Origin of the sequence: Limimaricola litoreus, assembly GCF_024159025.1 — a bacterium.
GTDB classification, from domain to species: domain Bacteria; phylum Pseudomonadota; class Alphaproteobacteria; order Rhodobacterales; family Rhodobacteraceae; genus Limimaricola; species Limimaricola litoreus.
Genome location: NZ_JAMYXC010000210.1, coordinates 1 through 26,275 on the forward strand (window position 1 = coordinate 1; position 26,275 = coordinate 26,275).

Annotated in this window: 26 protein-coding genes; 17 read left to right on the plus strand and 9 right to left on the minus strand. The window is 65.4% G+C overall.

Going from position 1 to position 26,275, the window contains the following annotated elements; genetic code table 11:
* From NHG85_RS13400 to NHG85_RS13420, 5 genes are all read left to right on the plus strand, one after another.
* A partial coding sequence (locus NHG85_RS13400) for an HlyD family secretion protein (RefSeq protein WP_253333181.1) occupies positions 1-623 on the plus strand: 623 nt, incomplete at its 5' end.
* A gap of 1 nt (position 624) precedes the next feature.
* The gene (locus NHG85_RS13405) at positions 625-1,683 is read left to right on the plus strand and encodes an FUSC family protein (RefSeq protein WP_253333183.1); all 1,059 of its coding nucleotides are present in this window, start codon (positions 625-627) and stop codon (positions 1,681-1,683) included.
* Positions 1,680-2,774, plus strand: a complete 1,095-nt coding sequence (locus tag NHG85_RS13410) for an AI-2E family transporter (protein ID WP_253333185.1) — start codon at positions 1,680-1,682, stop codon at positions 2,772-2,774. The genes NHG85_RS13405 and NHG85_RS13410 overlap by 4 nt, the downstream gene beginning before the upstream one ends.
* Positions 2,771-4,315: a phospholipase D family protein gene (locus tag NHG85_RS13415; protein WP_253333187.1), complete on the plus strand. Its 1,545-nt coding sequence runs from the start codon at positions 2,771-2,773 to the stop codon at positions 4,313-4,315. The genes NHG85_RS13410 and NHG85_RS13415 overlap by 4 nt, the downstream gene beginning before the upstream one ends.
* Positions 4,316-4,521: 206 nt before the next feature.
* Complete coding sequence (locus NHG85_RS13420; protein WP_253333189.1) at positions 4,522-5,424, plus strand: LysR family transcriptional regulator; 903 nt, start codon at positions 4,522-4,524, stop codon at positions 5,422-5,424.
* A 40-nt stretch (positions 5,425-5,464) separates the two neighbouring features.
* On the opposite strand, the gene NHG85_RS13425 is transcribed toward NHG85_RS13420, so the two are convergent.
* On the minus strand, positions 5,465-5,617 hold the full coding sequence (locus tag NHG85_RS13425) for a hypothetical protein (protein ID WP_253333191.1): 153 nt from the start codon (positions 5,615-5,617) through the stop codon (positions 5,465-5,467).
* A 90-nt stretch (positions 5,618-5,707) separates the two neighbouring features.
* Between NHG85_RS13425 and NHG85_RS13430 the strand changes: the two genes are divergently transcribed.
* The 7 genes from NHG85_RS13430 to NHG85_RS13460 are packed head-to-tail and all read left to right on the plus strand — an operon-like array spanning position 5,708 to position 15,415.
* Positions 5,708-7,303: an ABC transporter substrate-binding protein gene (locus NHG85_RS13430; RefSeq protein ID WP_253333193.1), complete on the plus strand. Its 1,596-nt coding sequence runs from the start codon at positions 5,708-5,710 to the stop codon at positions 7,301-7,303.
* A 21-nt stretch (positions 7,304-7,324) separates the two neighbouring features.
* Positions 7,325-8,269, plus strand: coding sequence for an ABC transporter permease (locus tag NHG85_RS13435; protein WP_253333196.1), 945 nt, complete (start codon positions 7,325-7,327; stop codon positions 8,267-8,269).
* Entirely contained in the window at positions 8,253-9,149 is an 897-nt protein-coding gene (locus tag NHG85_RS13440; protein ID WP_253333198.1) for an ABC transporter permease, read from the plus strand. Before NHG85_RS13435 ends, NHG85_RS13440 begins: the two co-directional genes overlap by 17 nt.
* Entirely contained in the window at positions 9,146-10,129 is a 984-nt protein-coding gene (locus NHG85_RS13445; protein WP_253333200.1) for an ABC transporter ATP-binding protein, read from the plus strand. Before NHG85_RS13440 ends, NHG85_RS13445 begins: the two co-directional genes overlap by 4 nt.
* Positions 10,126-11,142, plus strand: a complete 1,017-nt coding sequence (locus NHG85_RS13450; protein WP_253333202.1) for an oligopeptide/dipeptide ABC transporter ATP-binding protein — start codon at positions 10,126-10,128, stop codon at positions 11,140-11,142. The genes NHG85_RS13445 and NHG85_RS13450 overlap by 4 nt, the downstream gene beginning before the upstream one ends.
* Positions 11,139-13,436 carry a S9 family peptidase gene (locus tag NHG85_RS13455; protein WP_253333204.1) on the plus strand — a complete coding sequence of 766 codons (2,298 nt, stop codon included), beginning with the start codon at positions 11,139-11,141 and terminating at the stop codon, positions 13,434-13,436. Before NHG85_RS13450 ends, NHG85_RS13455 begins: the two co-directional genes overlap by 4 nt.
* The gene (locus NHG85_RS13460) at positions 13,433-15,415 is read left to right on the plus strand and encodes a CocE/NonD family hydrolase (RefSeq protein WP_253333206.1); all 1,983 of its coding nucleotides are present in this window, start codon (positions 13,433-13,435) and stop codon (positions 15,413-15,415) included. The genes NHG85_RS13455 and NHG85_RS13460 overlap by 4 nt, the downstream gene beginning before the upstream one ends.
* Before the next feature lie 102 nt (positions 15,416-15,517).
* On the opposite strand, the gene NHG85_RS13465 is transcribed toward NHG85_RS13460, so the two are convergent.
* The 6 genes from NHG85_RS13465 to NHG85_RS19870 form a co-directional block, all read right to left on the minus strand.
* Complete coding sequence (locus tag NHG85_RS13465; RefSeq protein WP_253333208.1) at positions 15,518-15,985, minus strand: hypothetical protein; 468 nt, start codon at positions 15,983-15,985, stop codon at positions 15,518-15,520.
* A gap of 569 nt (positions 15,986-16,554) precedes the next feature.
* Positions 16,555-16,857, minus strand: a complete 303-nt coding sequence (locus NHG85_RS13470) for a YjiS-like domain-containing protein (RefSeq protein WP_253333210.1) — start codon at positions 16,855-16,857, stop codon at positions 16,555-16,557.
* Positions 16,858-17,446: 589 nt separating this feature from the next.
* A complete protein-coding gene (locus tag NHG85_RS13475; RefSeq protein ID WP_253333212.1) occupies positions 17,447-18,748 on the minus strand; it encodes an MFS transporter in 1,302 nt (433 codons plus the stop codon).
* Positions 18,749-18,900: 152 nt separating this feature from the next.
* Positions 18,901-19,386: a Dps family protein gene (locus NHG85_RS13480; protein ID WP_253333214.1), complete on the minus strand. Its 486-nt coding sequence runs from the start codon at positions 19,384-19,386 to the stop codon at positions 18,901-18,903.
* 195 nt (positions 19,387-19,581) lie between these two features.
* A complete protein-coding gene (locus NHG85_RS13485) occupies positions 19,582-19,800 on the minus strand; it encodes a hypothetical protein (protein WP_253333216.1) in 219 nt (72 codons plus the stop codon).
* A gap of 112 nt (positions 19,801-19,912) precedes the next feature.
* Complete coding sequence (locus NHG85_RS19870) at positions 19,913-20,176, minus strand: DUF1127 domain-containing protein (RefSeq protein WP_370363027.1); 264 nt, start codon at positions 20,174-20,176, stop codon at positions 19,913-19,915.
* Positions 20,177-20,682: 506 nt separating this feature from the next.
* On the opposite strand from NHG85_RS19870, the gene NHG85_RS13495 reads away from it, so the two are divergent.
* Complete coding sequence (locus NHG85_RS13495) at positions 20,683-21,030, plus strand: MliC family protein (protein ID WP_253333220.1); 348 nt, start codon at positions 20,683-20,685, stop codon at positions 21,028-21,030.
* Positions 21,031-21,108: 78 nt separating this feature from the next.
* Here the strand turns inward: NHG85_RS13495 and NHG85_RS13500 are convergent, their stop codons facing one another.
* A complete protein-coding gene (locus tag NHG85_RS13500; protein ID WP_253333221.1) occupies positions 21,109-22,968 on the minus strand; it encodes a monovalent cation:proton antiporter-2 (CPA2) family protein in 1,860 nt (619 codons plus the stop codon).
* 342 nt (positions 22,969-23,310) lie between these two features.
* On the opposite strand from NHG85_RS13500, the gene NHG85_RS13505 reads away from it, so the two are divergent.
* The 4 genes from NHG85_RS13505 to NHG85_RS13520 are packed head-to-tail and all read left to right on the plus strand — an operon-like array spanning position 23,311 to position 25,918.
* A complete protein-coding gene (locus NHG85_RS13505) occupies positions 23,311-23,868 on the plus strand; it encodes an NADPH-dependent FMN reductase (protein ID WP_253333223.1) in 558 nt (185 codons plus the stop codon).
* 31 nt (positions 23,869-23,899) lie between these two features.
* Complete coding sequence (locus NHG85_RS13510) at positions 23,900-24,292, plus strand: nuclear transport factor 2 family protein (RefSeq protein WP_253333225.1); 393 nt, start codon at positions 23,900-23,902, stop codon at positions 24,290-24,292.
* A gap of 43 nt (positions 24,293-24,335) precedes the next feature.
* Positions 24,336-24,965, plus strand: a complete 630-nt coding sequence (locus tag NHG85_RS13515) for a glutathione S-transferase family protein (protein WP_253333227.1) — start codon at positions 24,336-24,338, stop codon at positions 24,963-24,965.
* Positions 24,962-25,918, plus strand: coding sequence for a DUF5996 family protein (locus tag NHG85_RS13520; RefSeq protein ID WP_256500415.1), 957 nt, complete (start codon positions 24,962-24,964; stop codon positions 25,916-25,918). The genes NHG85_RS13515 and NHG85_RS13520 overlap by 4 nt, the downstream gene beginning before the upstream one ends.
* Here the strand turns inward: NHG85_RS13520 and NHG85_RS13525 are convergent, their stop codons facing one another.
* Positions 25,919-26,260, minus strand: coding sequence for a winged helix-turn-helix transcriptional regulator (locus NHG85_RS13525; protein ID WP_253333229.1), 342 nt, complete (start codon positions 26,258-26,260; stop codon positions 25,919-25,921).
* Positions 26,261-26,275: the final 15 nt, after the last annotated feature.

Here is a 26,275-nt window from a genome sequence, read left to right on the forward strand (position 1 = left end):
AGGCCGAGGCGCAGCTCGAAAGCGCGGAGGCGCAGCTCGAAAGCGCCCGCGCCCAGCTCGGCCCGCAAGGCGAGGACAACCCGGCCATCCAGGCCGCCGAGGCGCAGCTCGAACGGGCGCAATACGATCTGGCCTCGGCCACCGTCACCGCGCCGCATCTGGGCGTGGTCACCAATGTCACCCTGTCGGAGGGGCAGTATATCGGCGCCGGGAATCCCGCCCTGACCTTCATCGATTCCGGTGCCGCCTGGATCACGGTGGATCTGCGCGAGAACCAGTTGCAGCAGGTCGATCCGGGCGATCCCGCGCATCTTCTGTTCGACGCGCTGCCGGGGCGGATCTTCGAAGGGCGGGTCGAGAGCATCGCCTGGGGCATCAATCCGGGCCGCAATGTCCAGGGCGGCCTGGTGGTGAACCAGCCCGCCAACCGCTGGTTCGAACCGGCGCGGCGCATTCCGGTGCGGATCGAGCTCATTGGGGGAATGGAGGCCTGGCCGCAATCCGTCCGTGTCGGCGGGAAGGTGCATGCGGTGATCTTCGCGGGCGGCGATGATGCGGGGCCGATGGCATGGCTGGCGCGGGGGATGCAGCGGCTGCGCTCCTGGGCCACCTATCTGCACTGAGATGTATGTCACCCCCAGACCCGTGGCCGCCGAGGATCCGTATTACGGGATCCGGCTCGGCCTGACCGGCGCGCTGGCCTACGGCGCGATCCCGCTGCTGAACCCCGCCCTCCCGCCGATCATCGCCGCGCTGCCCGTGGGCCTCATCGCGGCGCAGCGCAAGGCTTTCGATCCGGGCAAGCTGATCGGCGGCGTGATCGCGATGATCGTGCTGCCCTGGCTGATGACCTGGTTCGTGGAATGGCTGCGGCCGATGCCGCTTGTCTATGTCACGGCGATCTGGGCGCTCTATTTCGCGGGCTTTCTGATGATCCTGCGCTCGGGGGCGCAGGCCGGGATGCTGATCGTCGTCGTCACGGTGCTGATCTCGGTCATGGGCATGCACGGCACGGCCACGGTCGAGACCTTGCGCGACGGTTTCCTGCAGGCCTCGCTGGTCACGCTCGTCATCGGACCGCTGGTCTATCTGATCCTGCCCGCCCGGACGCGGGAAAGGCATGTGGACGCGCCCGTGCCCGGCGGTGGCCGCGCCGTCACCGGCGCGGCGATCCGGGCGACGGTCCTGCTGGCGCTGAGCTTCTGGCTCTATGCCGTGATGCAGCCCTCGGACATGATGATGGCGGTGGTCGCGTCGATGGTGCTGGTCTTTCCGACCCGCCGCACGGTCTTTTCCGAAGCGCTTCAGCGCATCCGGGCGACCGTTTATGGCGGCGCCGTGGCGCTTGGCATCCTCGCGCTCTTCACGCTCTCGCCGCATCTGCCGATACTGCTCGGCCTCGTCTTTCTGGGCGGGCTGTGGCTGGGGCAGCGGATGCTGTTCGGCGCACATCCGAGCATGGTCTATCAATATGCTTTCTCGGTGACGCTGGCGCTGGTCGCGGGGGCGCTGAGCACGCAGGACCCGGGTTACGCCACCTTTACCCGGATCGTCCTGACGCTGACCGGCGCCTTCGCCGCCGCCTTCGCCGTCGCGGTGCTGGACGGGCTGACGCAATGGCGCGATGGTGCTGCGGGCGCGGCAGACACGGTGGGCGCGGCAGATGCGGGGGACACGGCATGAGCTTTGCGAAATCCCTGTCCGTGCTGGTCAACACGGCGCTGCTGCTCGTTCTGGGGGGCTTTCTGCTGGTCATCGGCAAGCCGGTGCTGCTGCCGATCCTCGCCGCGATCATCGTCGTCTACGTGTTGGTCGGGGCGTCCGAGGCGTTGGGGCGCGTGCCGCTGATCGGCCGCCTGCCCGCCGGGATGCGGCGAACGCTCGTCCTGCTGGCCTTTGCCATCGGCCTGTTCGCCCTGACCGGCGTGATCGTCGACACGATCAGCCAGGTCCTGTCCGAAGCGCCCGCCTATCAGGCCAATATCGAACGGCTGATTGCGCAGGGGGCGGAATTTCTCGGCCTCGACGACCGGCCGGACTGGCAGACGGTGCAGAACGCCGTCTTCGGCGGTTTTTCGGTGCAGAACCTCATCAACGTCGCGCTCACAAACATCACCTCGATCGGCGCCTCGGTTTTCCTGGTCACCGTCTACTCCGCGTTTCTCCTGGCCGAGCGGGCGGGCTTCGCGCACAAGCTTTCGACCGCCCTGCGCGATCCGGCAAGCGCCGCCCGGACGGAGGACATCCTCAGGGGGATCAACGATCGGATCGGCGATTATCTCGCCGTCAAGACGCTGGTGAACGTGATCCTCGGGGCGCTTTCCTTCGTCATTCTCTGGGCGCTCGGCATCGACTTTCCGCTGTTCTGGGCCCTTTCGATCGGCCTTTTGAACTACATTCCCTATTTCGGCTCACTGGTGGGCGTGCTGCTGCCGATCACCCTTTCGGTGCTGCAATTCGGCGATCTGGGGCGGACGCTGCTGCTTGCGACGCTGCTCATCGCGGCGCAGGTCTGGGTCGGCAGTTTTCTCGAACCGCGCCTGATCGGACGGCGCGTCAATCTCAGCCCCTTCGTGGTGCTGGTCTCGCTCGCCGTGTGGTCGGCCTTGTGGGGGCTGCCGGGGGCGCTGCTCGCCGTGCCGCTGACCTCGATGCTGACCATCGTGCTGTCGGCGTTCGAGCCGACCCGGCCCATCGCCATCCTGATGGCCGATCAGCTGGTCCGTGACCGCGCATCGCCGCCGCCGCCCCCGCAGCGGACCCCGCCCGCATGATCCCGATGTTCAAAATGCTTCTCGTCGCCGTCCTTCTCGGGGCGGTCGCGATCATCGCCGCCCGTCTCCTTTTCGCGCTTCCGGCGGCCGGCGACCGGCCCGACACCGTCGCCCTGCCGCCGGCGACGAGCGGCCCGCTGGCCGAGGCATTGACCCCGCGCGAGGCCATGCATGACGGGCTGACGGGCATCGCGCCGCTGTCAAACGGCGCCGATGCCTTCGCGGCGCGCATTCTGCTGGCGGATACGGCCACCGTCTCGATCGACGCGCAATACTACATCTGGCACGGCGATCTGACCGGCACCCTTCTGCTCGATGCCCTGATGCGCGCGGCCGAGCGGGGCGTGCGGGTGCGGCTGCTGCTGGACGACAACGGCACCTCCGGCCTCGACGCCGAAATCGCGGCGCTGGCTGCGCATCCCAATGCCGAACTGCGCCTTTACAACCCCTTCAACCTGCGCGGCGCGTTCAAGACGCTGTCCTACGCGTTCGATTTCTTCCGGCTGAACCGTCGGATGCACAACAAGTCCTTCATCGTGGACGGGCGGGCAGCCATCCTCGGCGGGCGCAATGTCGGTGACGAGTATTTCGGAACGGGACCGACCCCGCTCTATATCGATCTCGACGTGCTGGCGGTCGGCGCGATCGTGCCGCAGGTCGCGGCCGATTTCGACCGCTACTGGTCCGCGCGGGCGGTCCACCCGGCGGGGCCTGTCGTCGGGCCGCATGAGGGTGGCGATCCGGTCGGCCGCCGCCTGGCAGCCTTCCGCGATGACCCGCAGATGGCCGATTACAAAAAGATCCTGCAGGACTCTCGCATCGTGTCGGACCTCAGGGCGGGGGAGCTCGATCTGGAATGGACGACGGCGCTCCTCGTCAGCGACGATCCGGTGAAGGGCGAAGGCGCCGTTCCGCGAGAGGATCTGCTGGCCTCGCGCCTGCGCAACGTGGTGGGCGACATCGAGAGCCGTTTCGACGGCGTCTCGCCCTATTTCGTGCCGGGCGCCGCCGGGGTCGAGGCATTCGCCACGCTGCAAAGGCGGGGTGTGGCGGTGCGGATGCTCACCAATTCGCTCGAAGCGACGGATGTTCTGCCGGTCCATGCCGGATATGCCAAGCGCCGGAAGGACATGCTCGAGAGCGGTGTCGCTCTGTTCGAGCTGCGACGACAGGCTGCCCCTGAAGTGCCGGCCGCGCATCCCGGCCCCTTCGGATCGTCGGGATCCAGCCTCCATGCCAAGACATTCGCGGTGGATGGCCGGCGCATCTTCGTCGGGTCGTTCAATTTCGATCCCCGCTCCACCACGCTCAATACCGAGATGGGCCTGCTGATCGACAGCGCGCGCATGGCCCAAGGGCTGCACGCCGCCTTCGACGACGGGCTGGATGGTCTTGCGTGGCGGGTCGAACGACAGGGCGGACACCTGGTCTGGACCGACCCGCAGACAGGCGCGGTGACCGCCACTGAGCCGGGCACCAGCATCCTGCGTCGTGTCGCGCTGACGATCATCGGGTGGTTGCCGGTCGAATGGCTCCTGTAGCGGGCGGCACCGGCACCCGGGAGTTTCGCGAACGGTCCGGCGTCCGCAGTGCCTGACGGGCGCGGCCAGGCGCCGAGCGGGATCCGCAGCAGCGCCCTTTCGCCCGACCCGGCCGCTACGGACATGCCTCCGCCCGAGGATCGGCTGTCGCAGCGGCGGTGGCCAAGCCTTATACCGCGCATATGGATACATCTCGCCTTCCGCCCTTGCGCGCGCTCGTTGCGTTTCAGACCGTCGCACGCTGCGGCAGCTTTACCCGCGCCGCCGATCGGCTGGCGATGACGCAAAGCGGCATAAGCCGACAGATCGCCCAGCTGGAATCCTTTCTCGGGGCCGCGTTGTTCGAGCGGCAGCCTTCGGGAGTCGCGCTGACCCGGATAGGAGAGGATTATGCCAAGGAGGTGGGCCGGGCTCTGGACGCGCTGCAATCCCTGGAAGCCGGAAATATCGGGCGGCGCGGTCGAGACCAAGTGACCATCGCATGCTCGCGCGGCGTTGCGGATCTGTGGATGATCCCGCGCCTCGCCGATCTGCGCGCGGCGTTTCCGGCGCTCGATCTCAAGCTGATCGTCAATGATTTCTTCCAGCAGATGCGTCACGACGAATACGATCTGGCGATCTACTACCGGCCCACCCGGCCCGGCGATCACATCGTGGACGTGCTGGGGCCCGAGGAAATGCTGCCCGTCATGGCGCCCGGCGCGATGCCGCTCGCCGGGCATCCGGCCCCTACGATCCTTGCCGTGGAAGAGACCCACAAGGAATGGACCGATTGGGGGAACTGGCTCTCCGCGATGGGCCTCGAATTGCCGGAGGAGACGATGCGCTGGAAACTGGGCGACTATCACCTTTCGATCGAGGCGGCCCGGCGGGGGCTGGGCATCGCGATGGGATGGACATGGATCATTGCCGAAGACCTGCGCAGCGGCAGGCTGGTCCCTGCGGATGAGCGGCTGCTCAAGGCGAACGGTGCCTATTACCTGATGCGGCCCGCGTCGCGCCATCAACGGCAGATCGCCCGCCAGGTGGGCGATTGGCTCTTCGAGAGCAACCGGCGTCCGGCCCTGTCTGGCGCGGCGCTGCAAGGGGCGTCCCGTTCCACGCCATGAAGATGTGGCAGGGGGGTATGACAATTTTTCATTTGAAGCCTCAAGTTTCAGAGTTGATGCTGCTTTCAAGATACGCCGCGACTTGAAACATGGAGCCCGAGAGGGCGCTCGCGGCATGACGAAATATCTTGCGCCCCGCTTCCGGTGAGCCCGGAACCGCCATCGCGGCTTTGTGGAGGGGCTGCACAGCCATGATGTCGATGCACGGCACCCCGGGCCTCCGCGTTGCGGATCATGTGATGGCTCGGCATCGAGCTGAAAGCGACGCGAACAGGAGCAAGGCATGACAAAGACTGATACGATGGCGCATGGAATGAACCGGCGGGCGTTTCTGGGGCGGGGCGCGACGCTTGGCGCTCTGGCCGGGTTCGGCGCCCTGCCGAGCGGTGTTCTCGCCCAGACCAGCGCAGAGAACGGCATTCTGACGGCGCGGATATATGCCGATATCTCGAATCTGGACCCGGCCTTCTGGACCTCCGCCGTCGATGCGCTGGTGATGCGCTCGATCTATGCCCCGGCGCTCGAACACGAGACGGGCACCGAGGAGTTCCGGACCCGTCCCCATGCCTTCGAATCCTACGAGGTGCTCGACGATACGCGGATCGCCTTCAATATTCGCCCCGATATGGGATATTCGGACGGCTACGGCACGATGACCGCCAAGGATGCGAAGTTCTCCTTCGAGCGGATTGCCGACCCGGAACTCGATTCTCCTTATATCGATGACTGGGCCGCGCTCGATCATGTCGAGGTGACCGGAGAGCTTAGCGGCATCATTCATCTCAAGAAGCCGTTTGCCCCGCTCTTCACCACGACCCTGCCGGGCATCAGCGGCGTGATCCTGCCCCAGGCCGCGATCGAGGCGGCGGGGGGCCGCTTCTCCACCCAGCCGCCATGTTTTTCGGGTCCCTATCGAATTCGAGAGTGGACACCCAAGACCCGGCTGACGCTGGAGCGCAACCCGGCCTGGACGCTCGACGCACCCGAGTTCGACGAGATCCACCTCGTGCCGATCGAGGATCCCAAGACCGCGGAGCTCGGCTTCGAGGCCGGCGATCTCGACTTTACCGAAACCGGCGTCTCCTCGATCATGCGGTACAAGGACGGCGCCCCGCAAGGCGCGGATTTCAAGCGGTTCGAGGGGCTGAACTACTACTGGCTCGGCATCAACGAGGACAACTGGCAGCTCGAGGACCAGCGTCTGCGCCGGGCGATCCAGCTGGCTGTCGACCGTCAGGCCGTCGTCGATGCGGCCTATCTGGGCGGGGCCACCCCCGCGGCGGGGATCGTGGCGCCGGGCCTGCCGGGGGCGCGCGACGTCAACCTCTACGAGCGCGATCTCGATCAGGCGCGCACGCTGCTCGAAGAAGCCGGGCATGGCGGCGGCTTTCCGATCACCATCTCGATCCAGCAGACCGCCGAGAACCTCGCCGCGGCCCAGGTGATCCAGGCCAACCTGGCCGAGATCGGCATTCAGGTTCAGATCAACCAGTATGAAAGCGGCACATTCTGGAGTCTCGGCGTCCGCTCCGAGGGCGAGCAGTGGCGCGATCTCCAGCTGTTCCTGATGCGCTTCTCGATGCAGCCCGATCCGAGTTGGGCCACCATGTGGTTCACGCCCGAACAGGTCGGCATCTGGAACTGGCAGGGCTTTGACAACGCCGAATTCGGCAAGCTGCATGTCGATGCGCAAAGCGAACTCGATTCCGCCCGGCGCGACGAGATGTATGTGCGGATGCAGGATCTCATGGAGGAGTCGGGCGACTTCGTCTTCCTCAATTTCACCCCGGTCGGCGCGCTCTACAGCCAGGACATCGTCCCGGCGCTGCGCCCCGATGGCGAGCCGGTCTATTACGAGTTCACCCGGGCCAAAGGCTAGGGCCGGGGTCGGGATCGTCTGATGTGGCTCTATTTCCTCAAGCGGCTGGGGCTCGCGGTGGCGGTCGTCGCCATCGTGATCGCGGCCCTGTTCGCGATGATACATGCCATTCCGGGCGATCCCGCGCGCGTGGCCCTCGGCCCCCGCGCGAGCGAGGAGCTGGTCGCCGCGTTCCGCGAACGGATCGGCCTCGACCAGCCCATTCTGGTGCAGATGGGCAATTTCTACGTCTCCTTGCTGCGTGGCGATCTCGGTCGTGACGCGGTCAGCGGGGAGCCTGTCCTGCGCATCCTGCTTTCGCAGCTGCCTGACACGCTCTACCTCGTGCTGGGTTCGATTCTTGTCGCGGTGGTGCCCGGGGTTTTCCTGGGCACGCTGGCCGCACGGCATCGCGGCAGCCTGATCGACCGTGTGACCTCGGTGATCTCGGTTTCGGTCATGTCGATCCCGGCCTTCGTGATCGCCATCTATCTCTTGCTGATCTTCTCGATCGAGCTGCAGTGGTTCCCGGCCATCGGCGCGGGCGAGGGGGTGCTCGACCGCCTGCACAGGCTGGTGCTGCCGTCGCTGGCGCTGGGGCTGGCCTGGATCGGCTACGTCGCGCGCATCCTGCGGGCCTCGATCCTCGAAGAAATGAACGAGCCGCATGTGCGCACCGCCCGCGCCTTCGGCCTGTCGGAAAACCGCATCATGTACGACTACGTGCTGCGCATCGCGATCCTGCCGACCATCACGGTTCTCGGCATCGGCGTGGGGCACATGCTGTCGGGCGCGGTCTTCGCCGAGATCGTCTTCGCGCGGCCCGGCATCGGCAAGCTGGTCTTCGACGCGATCATCTCGCGCAACTACCCGGTCGTGACCGGCGCGGTGCTGCTCACCACGATCTTCTTCGTTCTCGTCAACCTGCTGGCCGATCTCGTCATCGCCTGGCTCGATCCGAGGGTGCGCCATGACCTTGCCGGCTGACGCCGAAACCGCGTCGCGGACCGACGCCGGAGGAAGACCGCGCCGGCGTGCATCCTCGTTCGCCCGGCTCGTCTCGGACCCCCTGGGCGCGCTCGGTCTGGGCCTGATCGTGCTTACCGTGATCGGCGCGCTGCTGGCGGGGGTCACCGGCCAGGACGCCACCGCGCTCAACCCGATCGACCGCTTCCAGGGCCCTTCGGCGGCGCATTGGCTGGGCACCGACAATCTCGGCCGCGACCTGTTCACCCGTGTGCTCGCCGGGGCGCGGATCGCGCTGACGCTGTCGATCGGCGCGACGGCGCTCGCGCTCGTCATCGGCGTCATCGCGGGCCTCATCGCCGGATACGGGCCGCGCTGGCTCGATAACCTGCTGCTGCTGGTTTTCGACGCGATGAAATCGGTGCCGACGGTGATGCTGGCATTGGTTCTCGTCACGATGACGGGGCCGAGTCTCTATGCGGTGCTTTTGGTGGTGGTCATCGTCAACGCCCCGGCCTACGGCCGCATGGCGCGCACCCAGACCCTCGCCATCCGCTCCTCCGAGTTCATCGAGGCCGAACGTTCGCTCGGGGCCAAGGGGGGCCGGATCATGTTCCGCCATGTCCTGCCCAACATCATCGGTCCGATCCTGATCGTGGCGGCGATGGACATCCCGGTGGTCGTCGGCATCGAGGCGGGGATGAGCTTTCTGGGCCTCGGGGTGCGCCCGCCGACTCCGTCCTGGGGCAGCATCCTCTACGATGGATTCTCGTATCTGCGCGAAAGCCCCTGGCCGGTGATCGCGGGCGGCCTGCCGATCATCGTCACGACGCTGGGCTTCACCTTTCTGGGCGAGGCGCTGCGGGACACCTTCGACCCCAAGATCGCGGGGCGCAAATGACCCGGAACACAGCCCTTTCAATTCGCGACCTGAGCATCAGCTACGACACGCCGGAGGGCCGTCTGCGGGCGATCCGCGAGGTGAGCTTCGATGTCGCCCGCGGCGGCATCACCGGACTCGTGGGCGAATCCGGCTGCGGCAAGTCGACCCTGATGTCGGCGATCCTCGGCCTGCTCGACGGGGCGGCGATCGTCGAGTCCGGCGAAATCTGGCTGGGCGAGACCGATCTTCTGACGCTGTCGCGCGGTGAGATGCGGCGCCTGCTGGGCGACCGGATCGGCGCGGTGTTCCAGGACCCGATGCGCTCGCTCAACCCGGTGCTGACCATCGGGCGGCAGATGACCGACATCCAGTTTCGCCACCGCCTGTCGCGCCGCACAAAGCGCGAGCGCGCCATCGAGATGCTGCACAAGGTGCGCATCCCCGATCCCGCCGCGCGTCTCGACCGCTACCCGCACGAGCTGTCGGGCGGGATGCGCCAGCGCGTTGCCATCGCCATGGCGCTGATGGCCGAGCCCGACCTGCTGGTGGCCGACGAGCCCACGACCGCGCTCGACGCCACGCTGGAGATGCGCACCATCGAGCTGCTGCGCGAGCTGCAGCAGGAGATCGGCTGCGCCATCGTCTTCATCACCCATCACCTCGGTGTCGTGTCGGAACTCTGCGACGATACCGTCATCATGTATGCCGGAGAGGTGGTCGAGGCGGGGCCGACCCGGGCGCTCTTCGAGGCACCGCGACATCCTTATACCGACCTGCTCTTTGCCTGCGACCCGGCACGGATCCGCGAGCGCAGCCGTCATCTGCCGACGATCCCCGGCACGGTGCCGGGGCTGATCGACGTGCCGCCCGGCTGTGTCTTCGCCGAGCGATGCCCCGAGCGGTTCGCCCCCTGCGGCCGGCTGCATCCGCGCCCCTTGCGGGTGCGGGGCTCCGAGGCGGTCCGCTGCCATCTGCACGATCCGGAGGTGACGTCGTGAGCGAGCTTCTCAGTGTCCGCGACCTCACGGTGCGGTTCAGGACCGGCAGCGCGCTCTCGCGGCTGCTCGGACGCGCCGGACATGTCCGCGCCGTGACCGATGTCTCCTTCGATCTGGCGCAAGGCGAGACGCTGGCGCTGGTTGGCGAATCCGGGTCCGGCAAGACCACCCTCGCACGGGCCGTGGCGGGCCTCGCGCAGGATGTGTCGGGACAGGTGCATTTCGAAGGCCGCGATATCCTTGAGCTCGGTGCGGCCGGCAAGCAGCGGCTGCGCCGCGACGTGGCCTTCATCTTTCAGGATGCCGTGGCCTCGCTCAGCCCGCGCTACACGATCCGCCAGCTCTTGGCGGAGCCGTTCCAGATCCACGGCGTCGCATGCGACGACATCGAAGCCGAGGTGATCCGCCTGCTGGAGATGGTCAGCCTGCCCGCCTCGATGGCCGATCGACGCCCGCACGAGCTTTCGGGCGGGCAGGCGCGGCGGGTCGGCGTGGCGCGGGCACTGGCGCTCAAGCCCCGGCTGATCGTCGCGGACGAGCCGACGGCGGGGCTCGACGTGTCGGTGCAGGGCGAGGTGCTGAACCTGCTGAACGATCTTCGTGAAAGGCTGGGATTGTCGATCCTGGTGATCACGCACAACCTCAACATCGTCCGCCATGTGGCTGATCGCATGGCGATAATGTATCTGGGGCGGCTGGTCGAGACGGGGCCGACCGAGACCGTGTTCCACGATCCGCGCCACCCCTATACCGCCGCTCTCCTGTCGGCGAACCCGGTGGTCGATCCAGAGGCCGTGCCCGAGCGGATCACGCTCGATGGCGAGATGCCAAGCCTGATCGCCCGCCCCGATGGTTGCGAATTTCACGGGCGCTGTCCCTTTGCCCGGCCCGATTGCGCCACCGTCGTCCCCCGCGTCACGGCCGATGGCGCGCGCGCCTACACCTGCCGCTATCCTGTTGGGATCAACGCCACGACGCCTGCCGAGGCGCCCGACGAAAAGAGCCCGGCATGACCGAGGAGTTCGATACGCTCTGGAGGCGCGCCCAGCCGTTCCTGCCCTGGAACCTCGCGCAGCGCACGCGCAACCTGCGTGTGACACCGACGTGGTTCGCCGACGGCTCGGCCTTCTGGTATGCGCGCGAGACCGCCGTTGGGCCGGAACATGTGATCGTCGAGGCTGAGACCGGTAATGCGGCTTTGGCTTTCGATCGCGACGCGATGCGCGCGGCCCTGGCGGCGCTCGACACCGATCCCGACGCGGCGCTTGCCCGTCTGGAGATCCTGGACCGGGAGGGCGGTATGGCCCTCGACGGTGCAGCCTATGCCTTCGACGGGGTGCGCCTCAGGCTGATGCGCGCGTCCCAGGGCGAACCGCTCGACCTGCTGTCCCCCGATGGTCGTCATGCCCTTTTCTTGCGCGACGGCGACCTGTGGCTGCGCGCCGTCGCGAGCGGTGCAAAGACGCGGTTGACCGATACCGGCGCGCCGCATTTCGAATGGGCCAAGTCGCCGGATCAAAGCCTGGAGACTATTCGCCTGCGACGGCAGGGCATCGCGCTGCCGCCCGTCGCGCTCTGGTCGCCGGATTCGCGCAAGATCCTGACCCATCAGCTCGATGAGCGGCGGGTGAAATCGCTTCCTCTGGTGCAGAACCTGCCAGATGGCGGCGGGCTGCGCCCGGTCCTGCACGATCTGCGCGTGGCCTTCACCGGCGACGCCGAACTGCCGATGGCGCATCTCGCGGTGATCGACATTGCCTCGGGACAGGTGACGCCCCATGCGGGCGGTCCGGTGCATGTGTCCGAGACCTCGCCGCTCGAGAAAGCCGAAGGCTGGTGGAGCGCTGCGGGCGACAAGGTCTGGTTCCTCGATCACGACCGTTACGAGACGCGGGTTTCGCTGATCGAGATGGACACGACAACCGGCGCCTCGCGCGAGGTCATCCGCGAGACGGAGACAGCCTTCGTCGATGTGAACATGGAGTTCGGGCGCCGCCCCAACATTCGCATACTCGATGGCTCGGGCGAGGCGATCTGGTTCTCGCAGCGCGACGGCTGGGCGCATCTCTACCTGATCGACCTTGCCGATGGCGCGGTGAAGCGGCAGCTGACGCAAGGCGAATGGGTCGTGCGCGACATCCTTGCCGTCGATCCCGAGGCGCGGCGCGTCGTCTTTCTGGCGGGCGGCATGGGCCCCTGCGACACGCCCTATCAGCGCAAGGTCTGCGCGGTGTCGCTCGATGGCGGAGAGGTCGAGATCCTGACGCCGGAGCGGGGCGATCACGACGCGGTCATGCGCGATCTGGGCTGGGCGGATGCGCGGGCGGTGGCGGACCGCGCGGGGCCCCTTCCGGCGGCCGTCGCGCCGGGGGGGAGGCATTTTGTCGTGACGCGCGCACCGATCGATGGCTTGCCCGTGTCCGAGCTGCGCCGCGCCGACGGCACGCTGGTCGCGCGGGTCGAGTGTGGCTCCTGCGCGCAAGACGACGTGATCCTGCCCGAACCCTTCGAGACCCGCGCCGCCGATGGCGAGACGATGCTGCACGGCATGATCTGGATGCCCGAAGGCGCGCGCGAGGTGCGCTCGATCCCGATCCTCGAGATGATCTATCCTGGTCCGCAATGCATCGAGCAGCCGCTCAGTGCCTGGCCCGCCGATCCCTCGGAGTTCTTCAAGACCGCGCTGGCCGGGGCCTTCGCCAGGATCGGCATCGCGGTGGTGATCCTCGACGCGCGCGGCACGCCATTTCGTTCCAAGGCGTTTCACGACCTGTGCCACCGGCGCCTGCACGATCCCGGCTATCTCGAAGACCACGCTTCGGCCATCGCGGAGCTGTGCGACCGTCATCCCGCGCTCGATCCGGGCCGCGTGGCGATCATGGGCCATTCCGCCGGCGGCCATGCCGCCGCGCGGGCGATTCTGGCGCATGGCGATGTCTGGCAGACCGCGATCGCCACGGCGGGAAGCCACGACCCGCGGCTTTACAACCACGCTTGGCCGGAAAAATGGAACGGCCCGCTGATCCGCGACGACGCCGGCGGCGACAGCTACGCCGCCGCCGACAATTCCCGCCTTGCCGCCGGGCTGCGTGGCGCGCTGATGCTCGGCCACGGCGATCTCGACGACAATGTGCACCCCGCCCAGACCCAACGCCTGGCATGCGCGCTGATCGAGGCCGGGCATGATTTCGACCTGCTGATGACACCCAACGACGACCATTACAGCTTTCCGCGCGCGCCATATGTGGTGCGCCGCGAGATGGCCTTTCTCGTCCGACACCTCTCCAAATCCGGGCCTGCAATATGACTTCCAACGACACCCTGCACGACATCCGCGATGACCGACATTTCCGCATTCCCTTGCCCGACGGCACCATCCTGTCCGCCCGGCTGTGGTGCCCTGTCGATGCGGACGAGACCCCGGTTCCGGCGATCCTCGAATACCTGCCCTACCGCAAATCCGACGGCACCGCCGAACGCGATGCGGGCATGCACCCGTGGTTCGCGCAGCGCGGCTACGCCTGCCTGCGCGTCGATCGGCGCGGCTGCGGCGAAAGCGAAGGGCTGTTCGACGACGAGTACTCCGAACAGGAACTGCAGGATGGCGAGGACATCATCGCCTGGATCGCGGCGCAGGACTGGTGCACCGGCGCGGTCGGGATGCAGGGCATTTCCTGGGGCGGCTTCAACAGCCTGCAACTCGCTGCGCGCGCGCCCGAGGCGCTCAAGGCGGTCGTCACCATCGGTTCCACCACCGACCGCTATGCCGACGACGTGCATTACAAGGGCGGGTTGCAGCACACGGACAACACCGGCTGGGCCGCGACGGTGCTGTCGTGGTTCTCCACCCCGCCGGACCCTGCCCTGGTGGGCGATGATTGGCGCGACATCTGGCTGCGCAGGCTCGAGGAGACGCCGCCTCTGGCGCGGATCTGGGCCGAGCACAACACGCGCGATGCCTATTGGAAACACGGCTCCGTCTGCGAGGATTACGGATCGATCAAGGCCGCCGTCCTCGCGCTTGGCGGCCTGCATGACGGTTACCGCAACACCATGCGCTACCTGGTCGAGAACCTGTCCGCCCCGGTCAAGGGGATCGTGGGGCCGTGGGGGCACAAATACCCGCATGTCAGCAATATCGGCCCGTCGATCGGCTATCTTCAGGAGGCGCTGCGCTGGTGGGATCGCTGGCTCAAGGGCATTGGGACCGGCGTGGAGAACGATCCCGCCTGGCGCGCCTACGTGATGGACAGCGCGCGGCCCGACCCATCGGCCGATCACCGCGACGGCCGATGGATCGCCGAGCCGACGCTGCCCGAGCCGAACGTGTCGCGCGAGCGCCTCGTGCTTGGCGCCGGTCTGGCGGGGGATCTGCCGCGCGTGCAGCCCGCCGATCTGCGGCATGGCGAACAATGCGGCGAATTCTTCACCTTCGGCTTCGGCGCGGGCGAGCTGCCCGGCGACCAGATGCCCGACGACGCCCGCGCCGCGTGCTTCGATGCGGATGCGCGCGACACGGATGTCGACATTCTCGGACGGCCACGGGTCCGGCTGCGGCTTTCGGCGGACCGGCCCCGCGCGCAGCTGGTGGTGCGCCTGTGCGACCTGCGCCCCGACGGCACCTCGATGCTGATCACCATGGGGCTCTTGGACCTGCGCAACCGTGACGGCTTCGAGACCAAAGCGGATCTGACCCCGGGCGAGACGGTCGAGGTCATCCTCGATCTGGATGAAACCGCCTATCGCCTGCCCGCGGGCCATCGGCTGCGGCTTGCCGTGGCCGGAAGCTATTGGCCCTATGTGTGGCCCGAACCCGAATGCGCGACGCTGACGGTCGTGGCAGGCGATCTCGACCTGCCGCTGCGGACCCGGCTGGCACAGGAGAACGAGTTCGACTTTCCGCTACCGGTCTCGGCGCCGGCGCGCAAAACGCGCGAGCTTCGCAAGGCCTGGAGCCGCAAGCATCACGAGATCGACTTCGACACCGGTCGAACCACGCTGGTCATCAGCGCCGATCACGGGCGGATCGAGGATCTCGAGACCGGGCTCGTGACCGGAAGCGCCGTGACCGAGACCTATTCCATCGACCCCGGGAACCCGGCGAAAGTCGATGTGTTGATCGAGTGGGATCGCGAGTTCGGCCGGGGCGACTGGTTTGTCAGCACTCGGGCCCGGACTCGGGTTTCGGGCTGCTCGGACAGCTATGACATCACGCAGCGTTTGGTTGCCAAAGAGGGGGAAACCGAAGTCTTCGCACGCGATTGGAAATATTGCGTTGCCCGCTGATCCTCGGGATGTCGGAAGCCAGCCACCCTCATCATGCTGAACTCCGATGAGGCGCAGATGCCGATCAAAGACGTCATCATGACGAGGCGGATCGTTCATCGGTCAGGCCGCGGCCTCGACCGGGCACGCAGCTACATCGAGTATGGTGACCGAGGTGACGCTTCCATCGCTGCGCAGCAGCGGCCCCGTCTGCAGCGCTCGCATCCCGATCAGCGTGGCACCGAGCAGGGAAGCGACGATGACATGGTTCGGGAACGGCATGCACGACGTGCTGAGCATCCCGGTGCGGATGCCCTCTCCTTCGATCTCGTAGGTGACGGTGCGACCGGACACGACGAGATCGTGCGCCGCGGGCTCTCTGGCCGCGCGCGAGATCCGCAGCTTGTGACGCAGAAGGCCCGTCAGGAGCAGCGGATTGGGTGCGATGAGCGTCGCGCCGTCGTCAAGCAGGCGCTCGATGGCGAGGCGATCTGCGAGGGTCAGCGCAAATCCCGCGCCGAGAGCGGTTTGTTCCAGCATCAATGGAATGGCCGGGTCTGTCGATGGCCGTACCAGTTTCAAGAGGGTCATGATCATACTCCCCGGGCCAGATGGCCCTTGTTTCAAGTTTGCGAGAACGAGACACCCCGGGCCGGTGCTTGACGCGTCCTTGCGCAGACCGCCCGGGGCACCAGGCTGTTCGGTGCAGGGAACCGGACATAGGTTTCGTGCGAGATCCTGAAATCAACCTCCTCAATTCGACGATTGTCCCATCGAAACGGCTTTGCGGGTGACCGGGAATTGAATCGAAGACAGAGCGGGTATATTCATGCCTGAACGTCCGCCCAGTTTCGTGAATTCCCGTATGACCGACGTTACCGCGCGTTTCGCGCCCAAGCCGCCATGACGGCGTGAATGGCTCCGGTTGTCGCGATGATGGGGGTCATTGCCAGGACGACCGCCGTTCCGTTTGACCCGTGCGGGGCATCATGATCGGGCGGACCGTTCCTATCCGGAGCAAAGGGCGGTCGGCAATTCTCCGTGATCCGCGGTTTCGGCGAAAAGGACTCTGGAAACAGATCTTCGAAATCGACATTGCTGAGCATCACGAACATTCTCCATGGAAACCGTTGCATGCGAGGCGCAATTCGAATTTCCGGTTACCAGGTGGATTGGAAGGACGAATGTCGGCTCAGTTGCGCCTTCGCAGCGGTCCGTGCGACTGGGGTCATCCTCAATTCGCGATCATCAAGGCCATATACGACGTTTTTGATGTCACCACGATATATCCCGATGTCGCGCAGCAGCCTGCCATCCATGGCCTCGAGCGCGGCGATCATCTTGCGACGTTGCCATCCCCGCATGGCAGCCGCGATCCCACGACGAATGACGCCCGGTGACGATTTTGGATGGTCGCAGCGAGGCAGCCGATTGAGTGCGTTTTTTTCGATGGAAAGATACATGTCATTCTCCGGTAGAAGGACCAGCAAAACAGAACGTTTGGGGGCATGCGAACCGTCGGGCAAAAGGATTGAGCCAGCGGAACGCTTTTGCCAGACAGCGCAATTGCGCCGTCGTCCTGTTCGATTCGTTGCGGATCAGAAGAACCCCGGAGCGGAAGCCGGCCCAGCCGGACCGGACCGCCCGGGGCTACCGGCGGTTCAGCAGATTGCCTGCGAAAAGCAGGAACCTCGTATGAAGGCTGAACATCATCATGCGTTCTATATACATCTTTGGCGGCGTGAACTCAAGCAATCGACAGATGTGTGCGACATTAAGGCGCGAAGTTGCTCATGGCGAAGACCGCCGATGTCTCAGGGAGCCGCCGAAAGAAAAACGGCTGAACTCGGGTCCAGATGCGAATACGACGCGGCGCTGGTTTCAGTATCATGCTCCCCATTCCATTTCATTTTCGGATTACGTCACACGTTGCCCCGACCCACCGGATATTTCGACAATGCCTGCCATCGTCGCTTCACTCTGCCTGTGGCCCAGCCTCCGGTATCGCAATGAGGTGACCGGAAGGCTTCGCGTGTCAGACCGACCGCTTCGTCACCGGTCGACCGCGCTCTCCGGCGCTGATGCCGACGGGGTGTCCGGCTCTGTCGGGTCGGGCTCCGTGCGCGGGTCGAGCCCCACGGTAACGGGCGAAATGTCAGGGAGCGGCACGAATTTCTCGCGTTCGCCCACGGGCATCTCGGGCCTTGCTTGGATGTGGACGAGAACGAACAGCGCATAAGCGATCGCGATGGCGGATTCGAATAGGAAGAACGAGAACGGTCCGTAAAGCGACATGAGGGCCGAGGCGAGCAACGGGCCGATCGCCGCGCCGATCGAATAGACCATCAGCAGCCGCCCCGAGGCCGCGACGTAGTATCTCTTGTCCAGCCGGTCGAAGGTCTGCGCGACGCAGAGCGGGTAGACACTGCTGATGGCACCGCCAAAGACCAGCGCCATGAGCATCAGGGCGGGCAGAGACACCTCGTTCGCGATCGACTTCGATAGCAGACCCCACGACACGCCCACCCCGATCAGCATCAAGGACATGACGATCCGCCGGTCGAACATGTCCGCCAGTATGCCGATAGGCACCTGAAAGCTCAGCCCGCCGAGCACCACGGTGCTCATGAACAGCGCAGCCTCCGTCACGCTCAGCCCGATCTGGCGGGCAAAGACGACCCCCAGGGCGTAGAAGGAGCCGACGAGAATGCCCGCCACGCCGGCGCCGACCACGCCGACGCGGGAGGCTTCGAACAGCTCCTTCACGTTCAGAACGCGCAACTCGCCCAGGCTCGGCTCTCCCAGGGTCGTCAGGGCCACGGGAACGAGCGACAGTCCGATCAGCGCCGCCGACATCATCAGAAGATCGCTTCCCGCGACGGGGGCTGTGTTCACCAAGGTCTGGCCAAGGGCGATGGCGAGGTAGAAGGTCAGCATGTAATAGCCGAGAACGCGGCCGCGGGTTTCGTTGCTGCTGCGATCGTTGAGCCAGCTTTCGATCGCCGTCGTCATGCCGGCGATGCAGAACCCGTTGACGAGCCTCAGCATCATCCAGGCCGCCGGGTTGAAGAAGAACGCATAGGCCAGACAGATCGCGGCGGTGAGCGCGGCAAAGGCCGAGAATGCCCGGATATGTCCGATCCGCAGGATGACGTGCTTGCACTTCATCCCACCGAAAGCGAGACCGAGGTAATAGGCCGCCATGATCGCGCCCGTCAGCGCGACCGGATAGCCCCCGGCTTCCATGCGAAGCGGCAGAACGACGCCGAGCAGGCTGTTTCCGGCCATGAAGGCTGTCGTGCCGCCGAGCAGCGATTTCACGGGCGCCAGGAGTTCGCGTAGTTTGTATGCCATGGCCTGCTCCGCAATCTTGTCCCCGGACGGGACAATTCATTTCGAACGTGAAGGCGGTCCGGCGATTGAGGGCCGCGCCGGGACCGCATCAATGAAAATACCCCGGCCGAAGCCGGGGCATTTCCTTTGCCTGGTGCCGCGACGGGCCGCGTTCATGCGGCTGTCGCTCGTAGCATCCAGGCCGCCTTGTCGTGGAATGCCGCGCGCTCCGTCGCGAGGTCGGCGGTGACCGGATCGCCCGAAATCTCGGCGGCCTCCACGAGGGCATAAAAGCGCCGCGACAGCGCCTCGTGATCCGACAACAGCCCCCTGACCATCTCGTCCGCCGTCAGATCCGCACCCGTGTCCAGGCCGTCGATCATCCGGACAGGCTTCACTGAGGCGCGTTTTCCCAGGGCCCTGATGCGTTCGGCCAGAACATCCGCGGCGGTGAACATGTCGGTGTAGTGCTCTTCGGTCATCTGGTGCAGCGGGTAGAACATTGCGCCCACCACGTTCCAGTGGCAGGCATGGGTCTTCAGCACGAGGCGGTAGGTGTCCGTCAGAGCATCGGACAGGGCGTCGGCAATGGCCACGGCATTGCGGTCGACGGGTTTGGCGTCTTCGGAGTATCGGCCGTGCTTCATGGTGATCGTCAATGGTGCCTCCATCGTTAGAGAAAAGATTTGGGGCGGCATTCCGAAATGGGCGCGGGATCGGGGCGCCGGCATCTGTTTCGAATAAAGTTCATTTTGGCGCCACGAATGATCGTCGTGGTGGTCTGTTCGTCCTGAGCGCCTACCCATTTATCCGCTGCATCACGCTACATGATGTTCATTCCGGGGGGGGCTTCATTAATGGTTCGCCTTTTCGAAGCAGACATGTTTGGCCCGATGCCGCAAAGATCTCGCGGGGGGCAGCCCACCGATACGGCGCGCTTTCGGACCCGGCGAGCGATCGGCCAACGCGATGGGGTCGGGCCCGCCTCCGTCATCCTCCCAGCGGGCAATGCATGTGCCATTGGGCGCGGTTTCAATGGTTGGCGGGTTTTCGATATTCATCTGGTAAAACATTATCTCGATCCTCATTGCGCGGGGTTGAATGCGATAGGTGAACAGGACCGGCGGCGGGCGTGTCCGGCGCATGGTGCTGGCCCGCCGGACGCCGGAAAGGCAATTTCGCTCCTTACGTCCTGTAGGTCGGCCCCATGCTTTGCATGCGCAGATCGCGATCGCCCAACGAACCGACAAGGCGCGGAATATCCGCTCGATGGATTCCGATATCGTCGAGCATCTTGTCATCCATCGCTTGAAGGTCGAATATCATGCGGCGTCGTTGCAGTTGCTTGCGCACCCACCGGAAAAGAACCGTGAAGATGGAGCCGTTCATTTGAGTCTTGCTCTTCCGAATGGAGGTATCGATCATTTCGCGCGTGATGTATATTGACATGTTCTTTCAGCCCTGAATTTACTGATGCCGGGACGACTGGCGCCGTTTCACACGAAAGCAAGACCCGCGAACGCGTGCCCTGTATTGCGGATATGACGCCTTTGTCGTGTCGATTGGATCTGTGAGAGATCAAAAACCCCCGAGACGTGAACAAGCACCATGGCTTGCCCGCCCGGGGTTACCGGCGGTTCAGTAGCTTTCCTGCGGTGAGCAGGAACCTCTTATGAGTGCTGAACATGGTCATGGCTCGGATATAGGAGGTCCAAAAAAATAAGCAAGCCTCTCCCTGAGGGCTAGGAAGAAATCTTCCAAAAAGACAGGAGGGCAATCACAGATCGCTCCCAGTTCTTCGGTTTTTCCCCGCGGTTCGGTCAAACGCAATATGCCGGACCATGAAATGGAGACGCCATGGCGATATTTGCGAAACGGGGACTCGAACCGGCGCGGGGCCTGCTGTATCGACCCGCCATGCGCTGCCTGTTTTCACGCGTCAGGAATGATCCCAAATGAAAAGAACGATTTCGAGTGCCATCCTTCTCGCACTGTCCTCCTCGGCGGCTCTGGCCGATACATCGCTCTCGGTCGGCCTGCAGCTGGTCGACGCGCAGCTGACGACCAGCACCTATGCCTGCGGGGAAATCCCCTCCATCGAAGTGCGGTATGTCCTGTCGGGTGCCGAAAGCCTGGCGCTTGTCCCGGTCGAGGACGAGCAGCGCATCTTCGTCCAGGTGGTGGCCGCGTCGGGCGCGCGCTATGTCTCCGGGCAATACGAATGGTGGGTCAAGGGCGAGGACGGCATGCTCACCGACCTCATCGCCGAAGACAGGCTCATGACCTGCGAGGCCGAAAGCTGACGATCGCTCGGGAGAGGCAACCGGGGGCTTGCGCCTGATCGCGCAGGGGCCCGACCGGCCTTGTGCACCGGTGGAACGCTAGGCACGATCGACCGGCTCGGGCGCGATGGCGGCGACGATGGCCTCGCGCCCGCCCGCATCGCGCGCGGCGACGATCTGTTTTGAAAGGCGGGCGGCGTCTTTTTCGCGCACATGTTGCACCACACTGCTCGCCGCCTCATTGGCATGGCCAAGCGCTTGCAAGGTCAGCTCTCCCATGGACAGGGAGGAGAGCAGTGTCTCTCGCACGATCGCCTCCGGAGGAACCCCTTCGGCCGCAAGCCGGACCGCGTGAATGCGATCATGGGCCCGGACGACGAGGGCGGGGCTCGGGAACTGGCGGCGCAGGAGCCGGACGATGCGAAGCGTCGTGTCGGGATCGTCGGTCGCAACCACGATCACCTCTGCGCGGCCGGCGCCCGCGGCCTGCAGAACCTCGGCCCGCGTGCCATCGCCGAAATGAACCCGCGCGCCGAAGCGTTTCGCTTCGCGGATGCGGTCGGCGTCATGATCGAGCAAGGTGACGTTGTACTTCTCGAGGAGCGGCTGCGCGACGAGTTGCCCGACCCGGCCGAACCCGATCACCAGCACCGATCCGTCGGCATCCGAGTATTCCTCGTCGATTGTCTCGCGTTTCTGCTCGCTGGCCACCATGCGATAGGCGCGGTCGGACTGTGAGGAAAGGGCCATCGACAGGGTGACGATCGTCACCACGACCGAGGCCACGTCGCCCGGCAGGATCAGGGCGGCGCTGGCGGCGGCGAAGAGGACGAAGCCGAACTCGCCATGTTGCGCCATGGCGAAGGCGATCCGAAGCGCGATCCGGTGTTCGGTGCCGAAGGCGCGATTGACCGCGTAGATGGCGAGACCCTTGAGCACGATCAGCAGCGGCACCGCAATCGCGATCACCAGCCAGTTCTGGGCCACGGCGTTCAGATCGAGCGACAGGCCGACCGCCACGAAGAACAGCCCCATGAACAGGCCCCGGAACGGCTCTATATCCGCCTCCACCTCGTGGCGAAACGAGGAGTCGGCCAGCATTACGCCGGCGATGAAGGCCCCCATCGCATAGGACAGGCCGACCGAGGCCATCACCAGGGCTGCGAACACCACGACGCCGAGCGCCGCGGCCGTCATCAGCTCGGGCGTGCGTGTGCGCGCGATGACCCGGAACATCGGGTCCAGCGCATAGCGGCCGATCGTGATCAGCAGCGCGATGGCGCCAAGGCCCAATGCAAGTGCACGCGCATTATCGGCCCAGCTTGCGTCCACGCCCGATGGTGCCAGAAGCGTGACAAGCAGCAGCAGCGGTACGATGGCCAGATCCTCGAACAGCAGCACCGCGATGGCGGTCTGCCCGAAGGGCGTGTCCCTCTCGCCGCTCTCGTCGATTTCGCGCATCACGAGGGCGGTCGACGACAGGGCGAGCCCCAGTCCGATGATAAGGGCCGCGCGCCAGTCGAGGCCGAAGAGCAGGGCCGGCACCGCGAGCAGGACCGCACAAGCAAGCACCTGCGCCAGCCCTCTCCCGAAGATGGTGCCGCGCATCTCCCACAGGCGGGCAGGCCGAAACTCGAGACCGATCACGAACAGGAACAGGACCACGCCGAACTCGGCGAAATGCAGCAGTTCCCCTGGATGCCGCGTGAAAGAGAACGACAGGCCTATGCCCGCGGCGATCCCGGCGACGAGGTAGCCGATCACCGTGCCCAGCCCCAGCGCGCGCGACAAGGGCACGAACAGGCAGGCGAGCGCGATTAGCGCGAGGGCTTCGAGAAAGGCGATCTCCATGCCGACGAGCCCTAGGACGGTGGGCCCTTCGGTCTCCCCCGCGGCAAGGGCAGGAGCCGCGCAAGCCATCAGGCCGAGCGTGATCGGCGGAACGAGGCGAAGGCTCATACGCGGCTCACCCCGCCTGTGCTTGCGCCGGTCCTGCGATCCGCCTGTTTGTTGCAGGACTGGACAGACCCCGGATTGCAAGCCTCTGACGCCGGGCGGCAGCGGACCGCTCGCAAGGAGGCCCGGGCTTGATGCCGCGCATGACATGCGCCCCATTCGAACTTCATGCGAAACCTTTCTTTCCCGGCGTTGCAGTCGACCATCACGGATCGACCTAGATCGGTGCCTGCCGATCGGAAGTGGTTACCGATTGGTAACCGACCCGTGCCGTCGATGAACGCGAAAAAAACGGTGGGAGACATTGCGTCTCGTCCTAGGTGAGACCCAGCAGAGGAGAACGGTATGCGCATTCTGGGAATATCGGGGAGCCTGCGGCAAGGGTCCTACAACACCGCCCTGTTGCGCGCGGCGCAGGAATTGATGCCCGATGGCGCGACACTTGCCGAAGGCAGCATTGCGGATATCCCGCTTTACAACGGCGATGAGGAAGCGGCTTCAGGAATACCCGCTGCTGTCGAAACGCTGAAGGACCAGATCGCCAAGGCCGATGGCCTGCTGCTTTTCACGCCCGAGTACAACAACTCCATCCCCGGCGTGTTCAAGAACGCGATCGATTGGACCAGCCGCCCCGCGAAGGACATCAGCCGCGTCTTCGGCGGCAAGCCGGTGGCCGTGCTCGGCGCCTCGCCCGGCGGGTTCGGCACGATCCTGTCGCAGGATGCCTGGTTGAGCGTGCTTCGAACCCTGGGGACACGCCCATGGTGCGAGGGGCGACTCATGGTGGCGCGAGCGGGCAACGTGTTCGACGACCAGGGACGCATGACGGACGATCAGATGCGCGACAGGCTGAAGCGGTTTCTGGCCGGTTTCTCCGCCTTCGCGGCGGCGCAATCCGACTAGGTAAAAGTACTCTTATCGAGGGGCGGATCACATGGACGAACCCGCACATCGCAGCACGCATGAGGTCTTCGAGGATCATCTCGATCTGGCGCAGCAGGGGCGGTTCGAGGAGGACATCGCGCGCAACTTCTCTGAAGATTGCGTGGTGCTGACCAATCGCGGTGTTTTTCATGGGCATGAGGGCCTGCGCCAGCTGGCCGGCATGCTGCAGAACGAAATTCCCGACGCGGAGTATGGATACATCAACCGACTCGTCGAGGGGCGCTTCGCCTTGCTCGAATGGACGGCCGATTGCGGCGCGGTCGCGGTGCATGACGGCGCGGATTCCTTCGTGATCGAAGACGGCAAGGTTGTCGCACAGACGATCCATTACACCTTGAGCCTGCGCGATCCGAAGGCGCTTTCACACGGTGCCGCCTCCTAGGCAACTGCAACCCGGTTCAAACGATTTCAAAAGGATATCAATCATGCCGATGCTCTACACCATGCCTGGAACCTGCTCGTTATCGCCGAACATCGCCGTGGCCTGGCTCGATGCGCCGGTCGAGGTTCATGCCATGGCCTACGGCGATCACAAGAAGGACGACTATCTGGCGATCAATCCGAAGGGAAAGGTCCCGGCGCTGCGCTTCGATGATGGCGACGTGCTGACCGAAGCCTCGGCGATCCTCGCGTGGCTCGGGGCCGCGCATGGCGGCGAAGGCTATGCGCGCGATACGAAGCTCGGCCGCAAGGAAGCCGAGGCGCTGTCCTACATGACCTCGGAGGTTCACGCCGATTATGGCGGACATTTCGGGCCCCAGAACTTCGCCGAAACGGATGCGGCGATCGAGGAGGTCAGGCGCAAGACCTACGAGAAGCTCGACGGTCACTACCGGCGGATAGACGGCATCCTGAACGATAATGGCGGCGAATGGTATCTCGGCCAGCGCAGCTTTGCCGACACGTTCCTCTATGTGCTGACGCGCTGGATCGAGAAGACGCCCCTGTCCTTCGACGATTACCCGGCCCTGAAAAAGCATCTCGGGCGCATGGAGGCCGACGAGGGGGTCCAGCTGGCGCTGAAGCGCCAGAACATGGAGCCGATCGGGGCATGAGCGGGTCGGTCGCGAAAGGCTGGCCGCCGTTGCCCTATGCCGATTGGGCCGAGACCTGCGGCATGTTGCACATGGCGTCGCAGATCCTGGGCAAGTATCGCCTCGCGCATACGCCATGGGTCAATCATTCCTGGCATGCGACGCTTTACGTCACGCCGCGCGGTCTGAGCACGGGCCCGGTGCATGAGGCCAAGGGCTGCTTCAGCCTCGATCTGGATCTCGTCGCGCACCGGTTGGTCGTTCAGGCCGATGGCGGCGCACAGGACGGCTTTGCGCTCGAAGCGATGAGCGTGGCGGATTTCCTGGCGCGCACGCGCGCGGCGGTCGAGAGATGCGGGGGGACGTTCGATATTCACGGCGCGCCGAACGAGATGCCGAACGCGGTGCCCTTTGCCGAAGACACCGAAACGCGCCCCTATGATGCCGAGGCGGTATCCCGATATCACGGCGCGCTCTTGCGCATCGTCCCGGTGTTCGAGCGTTTCCGTACCGGCTTTCTCGGCAAGGTCTCGCCCGTGCATCTGTTCTGGGGCTCGTTCGATCTGGCTGTGACGAGGTTCACGGGGCGGCGCGCGCCGCTGCACCCCGCGGGCATCCCGAATCTGCCGGATGACGTGGCGCAGGAGGCCTATAGCCACGAGGTCTCGTCGGCGGGATTCTGGCCGGGCGGCAACGGCGTGGATGAGCCGATGTTCTACTCCTATGCCTATCCGGCCCCGGATGGGTTTGCCGATCAGCCGGTCGCGCCGGCAGAAGCGCGGTTCGACGAGACGCTTGGGGAATTCCTGCTGCCCTATGCGGCCGTTCAGGCAAGCGACGACCCCGCGGCCATGCTGATGTCCTTTTTACAATCGACCTACGAGGCGGCGGCGAAGACGGGCGGCTGGGATCGGTCCAGCCTCGAATGCGCGTTCGGGCGGCCCGGCGTGCCTCGCCCCGTTCACCGGGATTGATCAGGCCGGGCTATCCGGCGGAGCAGACTTCAGCTTTCGTCCCACCGCATCGAAGGACTTCAGGATCGCATGAACCTCGAGGCCCAGTTCGGTCAGGCCGTAGGTGACCTTGGGCGGGATCGTTTCTTCCTGCACGCGCCAGACCAGACCATCCTGCTCCAGTTCCCGAAGCCGGCTTGTCAGCACCTTGGGAGAAATCGGGGGCAGGCGGCGCTGTATGGCGGTGAACCGGGTCGGGCCGTCCTCGCCCAGCAAGTAGACGATATGCGTCTTCCAGCGCCCTGTCATCACCCGCAGGATCGGGTCTGCCGGGCAGAGATCGGGGGTGATGTCTTTCGTCACGGTGGTTTCCTCGGG